This window comes from Allokutzneria oryzae (assembly GCF_042429765.1).
In the GTDB taxonomy this organism is placed as follows: Bacteria; Actinomycetota; Actinomycetes; order Mycobacteriales; family Pseudonocardiaceae; genus Allokutzneria; species Allokutzneria oryzae.
The window spans coordinates 329,775-344,635 of the sequence record NZ_JBHLZU010000027.1 but is presented as its reverse complement, the minus strand read 5'-3'; the positions used below and the strand labels follow the sequence as shown (position 1 = coordinate 344,635).

Sequence of the window (14,861 nt, the reverse complement as noted above, 5' to 3'; positions counted from 1 at the left end):
TCACAGTGGAGCGGGGCCGCCCGCCGCCTCAGCTGGTCTCGCCCGCGAGCGAGAAGGACCGCAGCCGCCTGGTGGCCGCCACGGTGCCGAACACCACGAACACCGCGGCCATCACCAGCGCCGTCGTGACCGACAGCGAGGCCTGCGCCAACGGGGTGCCGCTGACCGCGTCGGTGACCGCGATGGAGAAGTGGCGCACGCTGAGCACCTTCGTGCCGTCGACGTAGGTGCCGAGCAGGTTCTCCCAGATCAGGATGTAGCTCATCCCGATGATCACCGGCCGCCTCGTCGCCACGCTCAGCGCCAGGAACAGCGCCGAGTAGGCCAGCGCGCCCACCACGGCACCGGTGAGCAGCGACAGCCCGAGCCTGGGCGAGTCGGCGATCACCCCCGCCGCGCCGAGCGGGACCGCCGCGGCGACCGCGGTCACCAACCAGGCCACCAACAGCTTGGAGAGGACGATCTCCCGGCGCGGCAGCGGTTTGGTCAGGATGTGGGTGATCGTGCCGTCCTCGATCTCCAGGCCGAGCGCGCTGGTGCCGACGATGAGCGCGGTCAGCGGCAGCAGCACACCGAGGCCGAGGCCGGTGAGCAGCACCGGGCCCCAGTTCTCCACCGGTACCCCGGTGCTCGTCGCGAACAGGGTCATGCCGATGAGCAGGACCGGGACCGGCAGGAGGAGCAGCGCCCTGCGCCTGCCGAGCAGCGCCCGCAGGGTCATCCGGACAATCGTCAGGTTCATGACGCCACCAGGTAGGAGAAGACTCGTTCCAGGGACTCGTCGGAGGGCAGCAGCTGCGCCAGCCGGATGTCCTGCGCCCTGGCCACCTTGGCCAGCTCGCGGGTGAAGCCGCCGAAGTCGTTGGCCCGCACCTGCAGACCGGTCGTGCCGAGCTCGACGCCGGAGACCGACGGCAGCGACATCAGCGCCGCGGCCAGCCGCCGGTCGTCGGAGGAGGAGATGGAGAACTCGTGCGGCCGGTTGGTCATCAGCCGCCGGATGTGCCGGTAGTCGCCGGAGGCGGCGAGCCGCCCGGAGACGATCACCTGCACCGTGCCGGAGAGCCGCTCGACCTCCTCCAGGATGTGCGAGCTGAACAGGATGGTCCTGCCCTCGCCCGCCATCCGGTGCAGCAGGTCCATCATGTGCATCCGCTGCCGGGGGTCCATGCCGTTGAACGGCTCGTCCAGCAGCAGCACCCTCGGGTCGTGCACCAGCGCCGCCGCGACCCTGGTGCGCTGCCGCATGCCCTTGGAGTACGTGCCGATCCTGCGGTCCATCGCCTCGCCCATCTCGACGAGGTCGATCGCCCTGCGCGCCGCGGCCTTGGCGTCGGGCAGCTTGTGCAGCTTCGCGCTGGCGTGCACGAACTCCCACGCGGTCAGGTGGCCCGGCACGCTCTCGCGCTCGGTGACCAGCCCGAGCGAGCGGTAGAGCTCGGGGTTGCGCCAGCTGGGCGTGCCGTTGACCAGCACGGTGCCCTGCGAGGGCGCGAGGAACCCGGCCATCATGTGCAGCACGGTGGTCTTGCCCGCGCCGTTGGGTCCGAGCAGGCCGGTGACGCCGGGCCCGATGTCCAGGGTCACGTCGTTGACCGCGACCACGTTGCCGTACCACCGGGACACGGCGTTGAGCTCGATCGTGCCCGCGCCACTCATGACGTCACCTTCCGATACCTCAGCAGCAACAGGCCCACCGCCGCGCAGGTGAGCAGCAGGGTCACCACGCCGTACATCGGCCCCCAGACGCCGGGGTCCGCGTTGGTCCCGCCGAGCAGCCAGTGGTCGACGCCGTTGAGCAGGGTGACCGGGTAGATCATCCCGGGCACCTCGGGCGCGCCGCTGAACTCGGCGAGGCCCTGCGAGATCGGCGCGCTGATCAGGAACACCGCCAGCACCAGGGTCGATGCGAAGATCCGCCGCCCGGACAGCGAGGCCAGGGGCAGCGCGAGCGCGGCGAGCACGACGGCGTGGATCGCGACGGCGGCGATGCCCGAGGCGAACTGGCCCGCGTGGTCGAGCACCCCCGTGACGCCGTCCTTGGTGCTGAAGGCGTTGCCGGCGAACATGACCACCATCGACGGCGCCAGTGTCAGGAACACCCCGGAGACCAGCGCGGCCAGCTTGGACAGCGCGTAGTCGGCGCTGCTCAGCGGCCGCGAGAGGTACAGCGGCATCAGGGTGTTGCCCAGGTCGCGGGAGACCATCTCCGGCGCCGCGACGGCCAGGAAGATCACCACGACGTAGGAGAGGCTGCCGATCAGGTCGACGTAGCCCATCACCTGCAGCCCGGTCTGGGTGGAGATGATCATGAAGACCAGTCCGGCGATGGTGGCCGCGCCGCCAAGCGACCACGGCAGCAGCTTCGCCCTGAACCCGCGGCCGAGGCCGAAGGCGGTGCGCAGGCTGTGCACGTACAGCGACCACATGGCGTAGCGCTTGCCGAGCCGGGGCCCTTGGTAGCGCTGGTATCCGATGTCATGGATAACGCCGTTGACACCGCTCGTGCGCTCAGGCGTGGACATCGTCGACCTCCGATCCGGTCGGCGCGGGGTCGCGGAACAGGTCGGCGACCTGGTGGCGGCGCTGCTCCAAGCGGTGCAGCGACAGGTCCAGCTCGACGACGGCGTCGCGGATCACGTCGTAGGTCCGCTCGTCGTCGAAGCGCACCAGCAGCTCCGCTCCCTGCTGCCGCACGTCGAGCCCGGCCGTGCTGAGCGCGGCGGCGAGGCCCTCGGCGTTCTCGTCCACCTCCACCGCGAGCACCCCGCTGGCGCGGGTCATCGAGGACAGCGACGCGGAGCGCAGCAGCCTGCCGCCCTCGATCGCCACAAGTGAGGTGCAGATCCGTTCGATCTCCCCCAGCAGGTGCGAGCAGACGATCACGGAGATGCCGAACTCCGTGCCGATGCGCTGCACCAGGCCGAGCATGGCGCGGCGGCCCTCCGGGTCGAGTCCGTTGGTCGGCTCGTCCAGCAGCAACAGCTCCGGGTCGTGCACCAGCGCCTGCGCGAGCTTCACCCGCTGCTTCATACCGGTGGAGTACCCGCCGATGGCGCGGTAGCGCTCCTCGTAGAGCCCGACGTGGCGCAGCGTCTCGGAAGCGCGTTCCCGCGCGGTCGACGCGGGCAGCCCGGACATGCGGCCCATGTGCGTCACGAACTCCGCCGCGGTCACGTCAGGCGGCAGGCAGTCGTGTTCTGGCATGTACCCGACCTGCGAACGGACCTTCTCGACCTCGGCGAGCGGATCCAGCCCCAGCACCCTGATCCGCCCCGCGGTCGGCGCGATCAGCCCCAGAGCCAGCTTGATCAGCGTGCTCTTCCCCGCCCCGTTGGCACCGACCAGCCCGACGACGCCGGGCTCGATGCTCACCGTCAGGTCGGCGAGGGCGAGTGTCCCGCCGCCGTACCGTTTTTCGAGCGACTCGCTCTCGATGAGTGTCACGGTCCGCACAGTACGGTGGGCAAGCTGAGAGCCACATCCGGAGCAGCCCTGGAAACCCCCTTAAGGGGTTGCCTCACCGAACGACGATCGTGTGACCGTTCCGGGGAACCAGCTCGCCGATCACGGTGCCGCCCGGCACCTCGCCCGCGACGAGGAGACCGCCGGAAGTCTGGGCGTCGGCGAGCAGGAGCGCCTCGGACTCCTCCACAGTGGACAGATCGGAGTGCGGGCGCACCCAGTCCAGGTTGCGTCGGCTGCCCCCGCTGACGAAGCCGTCGCGCAGTGCCTCGCGGGCGCCGTCGAGGTACGGCACCGCGGCGGCATCGACCACCGCGGTCACCCCGCTGGCGCGGGCGAGCTTGTGCAGGTGGCCGAGCAGCCCGAAGCCGGTGATGTCGGTGGCGCAGGTGACACCCGCGGCCACGGCCGCGATCGAGGCTTCCTTGTTCAGCGTGGTCATCACCTCGATCGCCTGCGGGAAGACCTCACCGGTCGCCTTGTGCCGCGCGTTGAGCACGCCGATCCCGAGCGGTTTCGTCAGCGACAGCGGCAGTCCCGCGCGCCCGGCGTCGTTGCGCATCGTCCTCGCGGGATCGACGATGCCGGTGACCGCCATGCCGTACTTGGGTTCCGGGTCGTCCACGCTGTGCCCACCGGCGACGTGACATCCGGCGAGCCCGGCCACGTCCCGCCCGCCGCGCAGCACCTCGGCGGCCAGCTCGAACGGCAGGACCTCCCTGGGCCAGCCCAGCAGGTTCAGCGCGACGACCGGCCTGCCGCCCATGGCGTACACGTCGGAGAGCGCGTTGGCCGCCGCGATCCGGCCCCAGTCGTACGGGTCGTCGACGACCGGCGTGAAGAAGTCGGTCGTGGCGACCAGCCCCAGGTCCGGCCGCACTCCGACGACGGCGGCGTCGTCCCCGGCGTCGAGCCCGACCAGCAGCTCCCCCGCCGGGTCGGCGGGAGGCGGCGCGGCGGTCAGCCCCGCGACGACCCGTTCGAGCTCGCCGGGCGGGATCTTGCAGGCACAGCCGCCGCCGTGGGCGTACTGCGTGAGGCGGTAGGGGCCGGTCTCGGTGGTCACCCCGCCATCGTGTCAGGATGGACGGGTGTCACGAGGAGGTGTATCCGGTCTGGTGACCGGCGCGGTCTTCAAAACCGTTGAGTGGCAGGACCTGTCGCTGGCGGGTTCGATTCCCGTCCACCTCCGCGTCCCGGCCGCGCGATGACCGACCCCCGGCGGCACATCCCGCGAACCGACGCCCTCCTGGCATCGCCGCGCCTGGCCGAGGCCGTGCGCGCACTTGGCGTCGCGACGGTGAAAGCCGCGGTCGTGGCCGCACAGCGACGCGCGCGAGCTGGAGAGATCGAGCCGTCCGAGGTGGGCGAGGTGGCCGTGGCCGCGCTCCCCCGGCTGGCGGCGAGTCTGCGGCGGGTCATCAACGCGACCGGCGTCGTTGTGCACACCAACCTCGGCCGCGCGCCGTTGTCCCCGGCGGCCCGCGCCGCGGTGGATGAAGCGGCAGGCACCACGGACGTGGAGTTCGACCTCGTGACGGGGGCGCGGGCGAAGCGCGGACGCGGCGCGCTCGCGGCCTTGGCCGATGCTGTGCCGGACGCGGGCGGGGTGCACGTGGTCAACAACAACGCGGCGGCTTTGTTGTTGTGCGCCTTGGCACTGGCACCGGGTCGAGAGATCGTGATCAGCCGTGGGGAGCTGGTCGAGATCGGTGACGGCTTCCGCATACCGGAGCTCCTGCGCTCCACCGGCGCACGGCTGCACGAGGTCGGCACGACCAACCGCGTGCACCTGCGCGACTACGCTTGCGCGATCGGGCCGGACACGGGTTTCGTGTTGAAGGTGCACCCGTCGAACTTCGAGGTCACGGGGTTCACGTCCACAGTGGACATTGCGGAGCTGACGACGCTCGGAGTCCCGGTGATCGCCGACATCGGCTCCGGGCTGCTCGCGCCGCATCCGTTGCTGCCCAAGGAACCTGATGCGGCGAGTGCGCTCCGCGCCGGGGCGAGCCTTGTCACCGCGAGCGGTGACAAGCTGCTCGGTGGCCCGCAAGCGGGTCTGCTGCTCGGCGACGCCGAGCTCGTGGAGCGGCTTCGCCGCCATCCGGCGGCGCGTGCGCTTCGCGTGGACAAGTTGACCCTGGCCGCTCTGGAAGCGACTCTTCGCGGTCCGCTTCCCCCTGTGCGCCAAGCACTCGAAGCCTCCGCCGACGATCTGTTCGCCCGCGCGTCGGCCCTGGCCGCGAAGCTGTCCGACGCCGGTGTAGATGCCGAAGCGGTCCGCTGCCTTGCTGCCGTTGGCGGCGGCGGGGCCCCCGGCGTCGAGCTGCCTTCCGCGGCGGTCAGCCTGCCCGAGGAGTACGGGGAACCTTTGCGGTTGCGCGATGTTCCCGTGGTGGGCCGCCTCGAACGCGGTCGGTGCCTGCTCGACCTGCGCGCGGTCGCACCGGCCGACGACTCCGAGCTGCTCGACGCGGTTCTGGGCTGATGCGCGTCGTCGCGACCGCCGGGCACGTCGATCACGGCAAGTCCACTGTGGTGCGCCTGCTGACCGGGATGGAACCGGACAGGTGGGCGGAGGAGCGGCGTCGTGGGCTCACCATCGACCTCGGCTTCGCATGGACCACGTTGCCCGGCGGTGAGGAGATCGCGTTCGTCGATGTTCCGGGCCACCAGAAGTTCGTGCCGAACATGCTCTCCGGTGTCGGCCCGGTCCCGGCGGTGATGTTCGTGGTGGCGGCCGACGCGGGCTGGATGCCCCAGTCAGCCGAGCACCTGGCCGCGCTGGACGCGTTGCGCATCGAGCACGGCCTGCTGGTGATCACCCGTTCCGACCTCGCTGATCCCGAACCCGCGCTCACGGAAGCCAAGCGGCGCCTGGCGGAGAGCTCGCTCGCGTCGATTCCCCACGTCGTGGTGAGTGGCGCGACCGGCGAGGGGTTCGACTCGTTGCGCGCGGCTCTGTCCACCCTGGCGCTCCCACCACCCGACACGTCGGCCGATGTGCGGCTGTGGGTGGACCGCTCGTTCAGCGTGAGCGGCGCGGGCACGGTCGTGACCGGGACACTGACGGCGGGCACCCTGCGTGTTGGCGACGAACTGTTGCTACACGACTCATCGGTTACTGTGCGCGGACTGCAAACCTTGGGGTGTAAGCAAGATCTGGTGCCAGCGGTGGCCAGGGTCGCGGTGAGCCTACGTGGCGTGGAGCGCGACTCGGTGAGTCGAGGCGATGCGCTGCTGACTCCGGGCCGATGGCTGATGAGCTCCACTGTGGACGTCACAGTCCCGCCCGAGCTGCCTTCGCAGATGATGCTGCACATCGGATCGTCAGCGGTTCCCGTCCACGTCCGTCCACTGGGGACGCTCGCCGCCCGGCTGTCGTTGTCCCGTCCGCTGCCTTTGCGGATCGGAGATCGGGTGTTGCTTCGCGATCCAGGACGTGGCTCGGTTCTCGCCGGGGCTTCGGTGGTCGATCTCGATCCCCCGGTTTTGAAGCGTCGGGGAGCCGCGCGGGCGCGGGCCAGCGAGATTGCCTCGTCCACACCTGCCGGGCTGCAACGGAAGTTCGTGCACCGCGACCGTCTCCGCGCGATGGGACTGCCCTACGGCGACGCTGAGTGGCAGGTGGACCCGTCGCACTGGAAAGCCCTTCGTGGACGCTTGGTGTCCGAAGTGGACAACTGGCCGCCGTTGCAGCCGGGAATGCCCGTGGCGGCGGCACTCCAACGCTTGGAGGTGCCTGCGGCGTTGATCGGCCAGCTGGTCACCGAGGCGGGCCTGGTGATCGTCGGCGGGCGGATTCAGCGCCCTGGCGGCGTCGCGCTGCCGAAGCGCGTCGAGACGGCTTTGGCCGAACTGAGCCGAGACCTCCGTGCGACTCCGTTCGTGGCACCAGAGGCGAAGCGGTTGACGCAGCTGGGGCTCGGCACGAGGGAGCTCGCGGCGGCCGTGCGCGCGGGACGGCTGGTGAAGGTGGCCGACGGAGTGTTCCTGCTGCCCGGGACGGTTGAGCTGGCGCGGCGGGTCCTGGCACGGCTGGACCAGCCGTTCACGCTGAGCCAGGCACGGCAGGCACTGCGGACCACGCGTCGCGTCGCCGTGCCGCTGCTCGAAATGCTCGACCGCATGGGTGTGACCGAGCGCCTGGCGGACAGCACCCGCACGTGCCCCTAGTTCGCCTCCTGCGCGTGCCCCTGGTTCGCGTTTTGTAGGCTTAATGCGCGAAAGAGCGCTCCCAATTCGCATTAAGCCTACAAAACGCGAAAAGTCCGACCAGGCCAGCCAGCGCGCAGCGCAGCGCGGCGCTGGGTCAACCCGCCGCCTTGCGTGTTGGGACAACACACCTCGTCGGTGCCCTGTAAGCCCTCCTGGGTCGGCGCCGAACCCCGTTGCGTACCCATGACGGGAAAAGCAGGCGCAAACCGGCAGTCGGGTCGCCACCTCGACTGGGGGGGGCCGAGGTCCTAGCGCGTCAGCATCGGGTACAGCCACGCGATCATCGCGAGCACGAAACCGCCCGCGAGGCACAACGCCCGTGCGAGCAACGGCAACTCGGCCGTTACCGCGAACGACCCCAGCGCCGCGACGGCCGAACGGGTCACCACGAACCACGTCACCGGCTCATCGCCACCGAAGCAGCCGCACGGAGCGGACGACCGCCGGCTCCGCAGGATCCACAGGTAGATGGTGAACAGAGAGTACACAGCGCCCTGGATCGCGGCGGCGACCCCGAAGACAGGCGGAGCCAGCAGCAGGGTCACGAGAACGGTCGTGCCGACCAGGAGTTCGACCGGGCCCAACACCGCCGCCACCGGTCCCCACATGCGGCGCGGCAGGAGGGCCTGGACACGGAGCACCGACCGGAGGGGCGTTCGGCCACGCGTGTGGGCCGCTCCGGCAAATACCAACAGAGCCGCGGCGGCGGCCGCGACAGCACTTGCCAATTCGGGGAACACGTCACGCAACGTAGTGCACGTAACGGCTCACAGTCGGTGATCGATATCTGGCGTGGTTGTGAGGAGGCCGAGTGGCTCAACAGCAGATAGACCTGATCGCACCTAGCGGCGGCCAGGTACGGGTCACCCTGCCCGAAACCGCCCCTGTGTCCAGTGTGGTCACTGGTGTCCGATTCGCAGGCGGGTCCTACGGCACCGGGTTCCAGATCGGACCACGCGGCTACCACGACTTCGCGTGCACCCATGTCGCCCCGGCGAAGCTGCGGGAGCGGTTGGTCGTGCACGGCCGCGAAGTGCTCGTGGCCGAGGCGGACAACCGCGAGTCCTCAGTGGCCACCCTGATCGGCACCTACCACGAGCTGATGACGGTCTTCGCCGGTCCGGCGCCCAAGCGGGACCGGGTGTTCGCGCTCTTCAACTCCCTGCTCATCACCGACCACGTCGGCGGCATGGTCGTGCGGCCGCGCTCCGCCACGCTGCTGGACACCATGTCCGAGCAGGTTGTCGTGGTGGTCAAGGACTACGGGTCGATGTCCATCCCCGGCCCCAACCACGCGAGCGCGCTCGCGCCGAAGCACGCGGGTGCTCCGACGGTGCACGGCGAGGTCTGGAAGGCCGCCTACCCCGGCGTCACCCGATCCGCCAAGACCAGCGATCATGCGTTCATCCTCGGCTGCGCGCGAGGGGTCGCCGAGGTGCACCTGACCGAGTCGGCGGCGACCACCGAGCAGGAACGCCTGGACTGGCTCAACGAGCTCAACGTGTCCTGGGGCGATGCGGACGGAAAGGCGAACGTTGTCTGCTGAGCTGGCCTTCGACCTGATCACCTGGGCCGCGATCGTCGTCCTGTTCCTCGGCCTGGCCGCGACGCTGCGCGAGGTCCGCCTGCTGCGCGCGATCGTGCTGCGCAACCCGGACGGGTTCGCCGCGGCACAGCCGGACCTGACCCTGGGCGGCGCTTTCGCCGACGGCACCAGCCGACCGGTCGTCGCGGCCGTGGACTCGGGCTGTCCGCTGTGCCTGAACGTGGTGTCGGAGCTGGCCGAGCGCGCTCCCGGTGCCACGCTGCTGACCCACGAGTCGCCCGCGGTGTGGAGCGAGGTCGCGGACGGACTGCGGGTCATCAGCGACCGCGAGGCCTGGCGCGCGATCTCCCACCTGTCCCCTCCTGTACTGATGAACGTCGACGGCGCCGGAGTGGTGCGCAGGATGACGTTGCCCGTGCGGATCGACGAACTCGACAGCTGGATCGAACTGAAGGGACCCATCGGTGTCGTTGACGCTCGATCTGATTCCTGACCACGACCAGGCACCCGCCGGCGCCACGCCGACCCGCGCGTTGTCCGAGCTCAAGGTCAGCGGGACCAGACGGACCGTGCTCAAGGCGATGGCGCTGGGCGCGATGACGTTGGGCACCACGGCGTTGAGCTGGTCGGGCGGACCGAAGACGGCGCGCGCGGAGATCGGCAAGAACGGCATGCAGGGGTGGGACCGCAACGACTGCAAGGACGCCTATCCCGTCGGCTACGACGAGAAGGGCGACACCAGCGGCGAGTTCGTCAACACCTACGGCGCGTGCTTCAACGGCAGCTGGCGCGGCAGCAACTTCTGCGACGGTGGTTGGCACAAGTACGGCACGTGGCACGAGAACGGCGTGCAAGCCGACCACGCGCCCACCTCGACGGCGTGCGGCACCACGACCACGAAGAACGCGTGGAAGTGGACTACGCCCGACGGCCGGGTCTACCGGTGCTCGGACGGTTTCACCACGTTCTGGGGCGGCGGGCACAACGGCCAGACCTACCTGACGATCTGCCGGGCCTGACATGCGGTGGCACCCCCTGACGATCGCCGTGGGCATCGTGCTCACGACGGTTGCCGGGGCTGCCTGGCTGCTCCCCTCGATGTGGCTGCTGATGGGCGCGGCGTCGGGCTTCGCCACCAGCGGCTCCACTTGAAGCAAGAACTCGGCCTCCGTGCTGAGCTCGCCGGTCTGGCGAGGTTCTCCCGCAGTGGCGTTCTGCGCCGGTCTCGTCGTCGGCGGCATGCTGACGGCAACAGCACTGGTCGTGGTCGGATCGCTGATCCGAGCGCCACTGCCCGACGCTGCCCGCTGGACGATCGTGGCGGTGGCGCTGACGGCGGTGCTGCTGCGCGACTTCGGCCTGGTGCGGTTCACCCTGCCGGAGAACCGCCGCCTGGTTCCGGAGAGCGTGTTCAGGCTGGGCAGGCACCTCGGGCCGCTCCAGTTCGGCGTCGAGATGGGCACGGCTGTGCGCACCTACCTGCCGAGCGGCCTGCCCTACGTCGGTGGCCTGGTCGTGCTGCTCACCGCCTCGTTCCCGGCGGCGCTGTGCGCGGGCGTCGGCTTCGGCATCGGCCGGGCGCTGATGACCGCGTCGAACCTGCGCTACGGCAACGACGGCGAGTGGGACCACGAGTGGGTCAAGCACGCCCGGTCGCTCGCGATCCTGATGACCGTGGCGTTCGTGATCACCCTGCTCGGCCTGTACCTCTCCTGAACACCGCCCCTAGACGCGGTGGGCGCGGTGCACGGTCTGGGTGACCGAGTTGCCCGCGGTGTCCGCGAGCCAGCCGACTGGCACGGCCACGGTCATCGCGTTGCGGCAACTTAGCGCGCAAGACAACGCTCCCAAATCGCGCTAAGTACCCACAACGCGAAACCGGGCGCGGGGTGGTGGGCCCACCTGCGGGACGGCCTAGACGCGCGGTAAGCGCAGTGCACGGCCTGAGTGACGCCGACCCGCGCCACCGTGTGCACGAGCCAGCCAACTGACGCAGCCACGGTCATCGCGTTGCGGCAACTTAGCGCGCAAGACAACGCTCCCAAATCGCGCTAAGTACCCACAACGCGAAACCGGGCGCGGGGTCATGTGCCCACCTGCGGGACGGCCTAAAAACGGTAGGCGCGGTGCACGGCCTGAGTGACGCCGACCCGTGCCGCCGTGTGCACGAGCCAGCCGACTGGCACGGCCACGGTCATCGCGTTGCGGCAACTTAGCGCGCAAGACAACGCTCCCAAATCGCGCTAAGTACCCACAACGCGAAACCGGGCGCGGGGTCATGGGCCCACCTGCGGGACGGCCTAGAAACGGTAGGCGCGGTGCACGGTCTGGGTGACCGAGTTGCCCGCGGTGTCCCTGGCGGTGATGCGGAGCGCGACGAACCCCGTGCCCTCAGGGTGGTGGACCACCGCCAGTCCGCGGTCGCCCAAGCGGACAACCGGGACCGCGCTCCACTTCGCCCCGTCGTCGAACGACGTCTCCAGGGTGAGCGCCGCGACATCGCCTCTTGGCGCTCCTGGCTGGCGTTGGACCAGGAGGGACAGCGGGTGGATGCGCCCCACTGCGCGGTTCTGGTCGTCGACCTCGCCGCTGGCGCGGACCACCATCAGCGGGAGCGGAGCCGCGGGAGCCGAGGACCCCGGTTCGGTGAAGGTCCACGAGACGTCGGCCTTCGTCCCGATCACCGACCACGAGACAGAACGGTTCGCCTCGGCGCGCAAGGTGTACTTCGCCGGAGTCGGGGGGATCGTGAAGCTCGCCGATCCCGCGCCTTCGCTGGTGACCGGAGCGCCGCCTTCACGGGTCAGCGTCATCCTGCCGGTCATCGCCTCGGGCGGTGAGGTGTACTGGTCCGGTTCACTGCCGGACAGCAGCGGCAGGCCGACCGACAGCTGGTCGCCCGCCCGGTGGACCGCCCAGCCATCCACGGCGCTGCCGAACGCCGGTCCCATGGCCGCCTTGTTCCACCCGACCTGGTAGGCCCCCGGCTTGTAGGACCGGTAGGACCACGTGTTCTCCGAGTCCGCCGCTCCGACGGGGAAGGTCGCCAGGACGTGCCGCCACGTCACGTCGGGGTTCGCGGTGTAGTACTCCGTCCGCTTGCTCGGCAGCGCGTGGTCGTAGGTCTCGTACACACCGATTCCCGGCTCCTGCACGGCGAGTCGCGCGTAGTCGGCCCGGAGGGCCCGCACAGGCGCGCCCTGCGCGTAGTACCGCGACTCCACCCGGGCCAGGTCCCGGTCATGCGAAACGTACGTCGTGTTGCCGGGGATGCGCCCGCGCTCCAGGAACGCCAGCTGGTAGACCGACGAGGTGGACGGATCGTCCAGCCCCGCCCGGAACGTGAAGGCATAGGTGTGGTCGGTGACCCTCGACGCCGTCTCCACCGCGTAGAGCTGGTGCGACGGGTTCGCTGTCCAGCCAAGCGAACTGATCCGGTCGCCCTTGCCGGAGAGCAACGCCACCTGGCCGAACCGGAACTTCGCACCGGGGCGGTCGACGATCGCGCGAATCGGCTTGCCGGGCCTGGCGTCCAGCGTGACCGAGGTGGTGCGGCCGACAACGACTCCCGGCTTGGACAGGGCGGTCACGGCGAGCGGCTGGGCCTTGTTGGCCGGGTCGTCGGACACGTCGAAGGCGTTGATGTCGTAGCGGCCCTTCGGCAGCCGGGCTACGCCGATGCCGTCCGGGCCGAACGGGCGGATGCCGTACGCGGCACCGGTCTCGGTGTTGACCGCCTTCGCTGTGCTGCCGTTCGGGCGGCCGGTGCGGCTGATCAGCTGGACCTTCACGTCGTAGCTCTCACCCTCCAGAGCCACCGCGAGTGCCGTCTGCACAACGACTCCGGGCGCGGTCGCGGTCAGCCTGCCGCCGTGGTTCCCTGCCGGTTTGCCCGCCGGATCAGCCAACACACCGACCGTGGCCGTGCCGTGCGCGGGCACGGTGACCTTCGGGGTGGTCGGGGTGAACGGGCCGCTGGTGACCGCGATGTCGAGGGTGACCGGGGCCGCCCCGTCGTTGCGGTAGGTCACGGTCTTGGGCTCGGACCGCTTGTACGGCCAGGAAAGGAAGCCGAAGCTCACACCGCCGGAAGCCGCGCTCACCTGCTGGGTCACCGCTCGGCCGACGTCCAGGCGGCCCGCTCCCTGTTCGAGCGCGTCCGCCGTGGGCTTGGCCGAGCCGGTCAGCGCGGGCTTGAGCCGGTCGGCCTTCCAGTCCGGGTGCTGCTGCGCGAGGATCGCCGCCGCGCCCGCCACGTGCGGGGCCGCCATCGACGTGCCGGACAGCGTCGCGTGCAGCTCGTCGACGGGAGCGAGGTCGCCGTCGCGGGTACCCGGCGCGCGGGCGGAGACGATCTCGCCTCCAGGAGCGGCGATGTCGGGTTTGACCGCGAGATCGCCCATGCGCGGGCCACGCGGGGAGAACACGCTCGTCGTGTCCTGTTTGGACACACTGCCGACGGCGAGCGCCGCGTCCGCGGCGGCCGGAGCGGTCACCGAGGCCGTGGGGTCCGCGCCGTCGAGGTTGCGGTCGTTGCCCGCCGACGCGACGAACAGGGTGCCGTACTGGGCGGAGAGCCGGTTCAGCGCCTGGGAGACCGGGTCGGTGCCGTTGGTGGCCCCGCCACCGAGGCTGAGGTTGACCACCTTGGCCTTCGGTGCGATCCACTCCATCCCGGCGATGACCGCGGAGTCCGGGCAACCGAAGTCCACGCAGACCTTGCCGCTGACCAGCGTCACGTCCGGGGCGACGCCCCGGTACCGCTGGCCGCCGCCCGCGATGATCCCGGCGACGTGGGTGCCGTGGCCGAGGTCGTCACCGGCGTCCGGCCGGGTGCCGGTGAAGTCCTTGGCCTCCACCACCTTCCCGGCCAGCTCGGGGTGGTCGGCCTTGATGCCGGAGTCGAGCACGCCGACCGTGACACCCTTGCCGGTGAGCCCGGACCGCCACGCCACGGGCGCCGCGACCTGCGGCACGCTGGCGTCGACCGCGGGCTTGGCGACGCCGTCCAGCCACAGCCGGGTGTCCGGGGTGGACCGAGTCATCCAGGTCCAGAAGTCCCTGGCGCGACCGCGGTCCTGTCGCACGGCGGTGCCGTTGACGCTGGGCAGGTCGCGGACCTTGGCGACGCCGGGTGCCGAAGACGCCGAGGTCAGGATCAGCGGCAGCGTCGGCGCGGTGTCGGTGAGCCGCTGACGGGTCAGCTCGGTGATGTTGAACAGCCGGGGGTCCACCCGCCCCTCGGCGACCAGGGCGCTCGCGTCGGAGGGGATCACCGAGACGTCGGCGGGGCCAGGACCGCTCTCCCGCAGGAAGCCGATGTGCTCCCGCCCCGGACCGGGGGTGATGACCACGCCGGTCTCACCTCTGGCCTGGCGCAGCAGCCGGACGCGGTCGCCGGTGACCAGCGTGACGGAGCCGGCGTCCGCCGCAGTCGCCTCCGGCGAGGTGGGTGCGGCGACGGCCGGGCACGTGCCGGCGAGCACCGCGAGGACCACCAGCGACAAGTGTCCTGTCCTTCTCACGACGGGTACGTCGTCGGCCGCACGGTGGACCGTTACAGATCCGCTACTTTCCGTCACGTCATTCGAGACGAGCTGGGAAAACAGTGGCGAGATCCGCACGGTCC

General features: G+C 70.5%; 15 protein-coding genes and 1 tRNA gene. 8 read left to right on the top strand and 8 right to left on the bottom strand.

Annotation, left to right across the window (positions count from 1 at the left end; all coding sequences use genetic code 11):
• Nucleotides 1-28: 28 nt before the first annotated feature.
• The 5 genes from ACFFQA_RS31975 to selD all read right to left on the bottom strand — a co-directional run bounded on the left by ACFFQA_RS31975 (nucleotide 29) and on the right by selD (nucleotide 4,531).
• Nucleotides 29-742 (bottom strand): ABC transporter permease, encoded by a 714-nt coding sequence (locus ACFFQA_RS31975; protein ID WP_377860411.1) that lies wholly within the window; start codon nucleotides 740-742, stop codon nucleotides 29-31.
• A complete protein-coding gene (locus ACFFQA_RS31970; RefSeq protein ID WP_377860409.1) occupies nucleotides 739-1,659 on the bottom strand; it encodes an ABC transporter ATP-binding protein in 921 nt (306 codons plus the stop codon). The genes ACFFQA_RS31975 and ACFFQA_RS31970 overlap by 4 nt, the downstream gene beginning before the upstream one ends.
• On the bottom strand, nucleotides 1,656-2,525 hold the full coding sequence (locus ACFFQA_RS31965; RefSeq protein ID WP_377860408.1) for a hypothetical protein: 870 nt from the start codon (nucleotides 2,523-2,525) through the stop codon (nucleotides 1,656-1,658). Before ACFFQA_RS31965 ends, ACFFQA_RS31970 begins: the two co-directional genes overlap by 4 nt.
• Nucleotides 2,512-3,447 (bottom strand): ABC transporter ATP-binding protein, encoded by a 936-nt coding sequence (locus ACFFQA_RS31960; protein ID WP_377860406.1) that lies wholly within the window; start codon nucleotides 3,445-3,447, stop codon nucleotides 2,512-2,514. Before ACFFQA_RS31960 ends, ACFFQA_RS31965 begins: the two co-directional genes overlap by 14 nt.
• 73 nt (nucleotides 3,448-3,520) lie before the next feature.
• On the bottom strand, nucleotides 3,521-4,531 hold the full coding sequence (selD, locus tag ACFFQA_RS31955) for a selenide, water dikinase SelD (RefSeq protein WP_377860404.1): 1,011 nt from the start codon (nucleotides 4,529-4,531) through the stop codon (nucleotides 3,521-3,523).
• Between the two features lie 34 nt (nucleotides 4,532-4,565).
• Between selD and ACFFQA_RS31950 the strand changes: the two genes are divergently transcribed.
• The 3 genes from ACFFQA_RS31950 (at nucleotide 4,566) to selB (ending at nucleotide 7,644) form a co-directional block, all read left to right on the top strand.
• Nucleotides 4,566-4,658 (top strand) — tRNA-Sec (locus ACFFQA_RS31950).
• A gap of 14 nt (nucleotides 4,659-4,672) precedes the next feature.
• Nucleotides 4,673-5,956: an L-seryl-tRNA(Sec) selenium transferase gene (selA, locus tag ACFFQA_RS31945; RefSeq protein WP_377860402.1), complete on the top strand. Its 1,284-nt coding sequence runs from the start codon at nucleotides 4,673-4,675 to the stop codon at nucleotides 5,954-5,956.
• The gene (gene selB, locus ACFFQA_RS31940; protein ID WP_377860400.1) at nucleotides 5,956-7,644 is read left to right on the top strand and encodes a selenocysteine-specific translation elongation factor; all 1,689 of its coding nucleotides are present in this window, start codon (nucleotides 5,956-5,958) and stop codon (nucleotides 7,642-7,644) included. Before selA ends, selB begins: the two co-directional genes overlap by 1 nt.
• Before the next feature lie 290 nt (nucleotides 7,645-7,934).
• On the opposite strand, the gene ACFFQA_RS31935 is transcribed toward selB, so the two are convergent.
• The gene (locus ACFFQA_RS31935) at nucleotides 7,935-8,426 is read right to left on the bottom strand and encodes a MauE/DoxX family redox-associated membrane protein (RefSeq protein WP_377860399.1); all 492 of its coding nucleotides are present in this window, start codon (nucleotides 8,424-8,426) and stop codon (nucleotides 7,935-7,937) included.
• A 71-nt stretch (nucleotides 8,427-8,497) separates the two neighbouring features.
• On the opposite strand from ACFFQA_RS31935, the gene ACFFQA_RS31930 reads away from it, so the two are divergent.
• Genes ACFFQA_RS31930 through ACFFQA_RS31910 form a run of 5 tightly spaced genes read left to right on the top strand, consistent with a single transcriptional unit; the run spans nucleotide 8,498 to nucleotide 10,948 of the window.
• Nucleotides 8,498-9,232 (top strand): hypothetical protein, encoded by a 735-nt coding sequence (locus ACFFQA_RS31930; protein WP_377860397.1) that lies wholly within the window; start codon nucleotides 8,498-8,500, stop codon nucleotides 9,230-9,232.
• Nucleotides 9,222-9,725, top strand: a complete 504-nt coding sequence (locus ACFFQA_RS31925) for a hypothetical protein (protein WP_377860395.1) — start codon at nucleotides 9,222-9,224, stop codon at nucleotides 9,723-9,725. The genes ACFFQA_RS31930 and ACFFQA_RS31925 overlap by 11 nt, the downstream gene beginning before the upstream one ends.
• Complete coding sequence (locus ACFFQA_RS31920) at nucleotides 9,697-10,251, top strand: hypothetical protein (RefSeq protein ID WP_377860393.1); 555 nt, start codon at nucleotides 9,697-9,699, stop codon at nucleotides 10,249-10,251. The genes ACFFQA_RS31925 and ACFFQA_RS31920 overlap by 29 nt, the downstream gene beginning before the upstream one ends.
• 1 nt (nucleotide 10,252) lies before the next feature.
• The gene (locus ACFFQA_RS31915) at nucleotides 10,253-10,384 is read left to right on the top strand and encodes a hypothetical protein (RefSeq protein ID WP_377860391.1); all 132 of its coding nucleotides are present in this window, start codon (nucleotides 10,253-10,255) and stop codon (nucleotides 10,382-10,384) included.
• A gap of 54 nt (nucleotides 10,385-10,438) precedes the next feature.
• Nucleotides 10,439-10,948, top strand: coding sequence for a hypothetical protein (locus tag ACFFQA_RS31910; RefSeq protein ID WP_377860389.1), 510 nt, complete (start codon nucleotides 10,439-10,441; stop codon nucleotides 10,946-10,948).
• 9 nt (nucleotides 10,949-10,957) lie between these two features.
• Here the strand turns inward: ACFFQA_RS31910 and ACFFQA_RS31905 are convergent, their stop codons facing one another.
• Both ACFFQA_RS31905 and ACFFQA_RS31900 read right to left on the bottom strand, forming a co-directional pair.
• Nucleotides 10,958-11,083 carry a hypothetical protein gene (locus tag ACFFQA_RS31905; protein WP_377860387.1) on the bottom strand — a complete coding sequence of 42 codons (126 nt, stop codon included), beginning with the start codon at nucleotides 11,081-11,083 and terminating at the stop codon, nucleotides 10,958-10,960.
• A gap of 449 nt (nucleotides 11,084-11,532) precedes the next feature.
• Entirely contained in the window at nucleotides 11,533-14,730 is a 3,198-nt protein-coding gene (locus ACFFQA_RS31900; protein ID WP_377860854.1) for a S8 family serine peptidase, read from the bottom strand.
• Nucleotides 14,731-14,861 lie beyond the last annotated feature (131 nt).

Coding starts and splice junctions, on each gene's coding strand:
- ACFFQA_RS31975 (WP_377860411.1), bottom strand. CDS start 742: ATGAACCTGACGATTGTCCGGATGACCCTGCGGGCGCTGCTCGGCAGG.
- ACFFQA_RS31970 (WP_377860409.1), bottom strand. CDS start 1,659: ATGAGTGGCGCGGGCACGATCGAGCTCAACGCCGTGTCCCGGTGGTAC.
- ACFFQA_RS31965 (WP_377860408.1), bottom strand. CDS start 2,525: ATGTCCACGCCTGAGCGCACGAGCGGTGTCAACGGCGTTATCCATGAC.
- selA (WP_377860402.1), top strand. CDS start 4,673: ATGACCGACCCCCGGCGGCACATCCCGCGAACCGACGCCCTCCTGGCA.
- selB (WP_377860400.1), top strand. CDS start 5,956: ATGCGCGTCGTCGCGACCGCCGGGCACGTCGATCACGGCAAGTCCACT.
- ACFFQA_RS31915 (WP_377860391.1), top strand. CDS start 10,253: ATGCGGTGGCACCCCCTGACGATCGCCGTGGGCATCGTGCTCACGACG.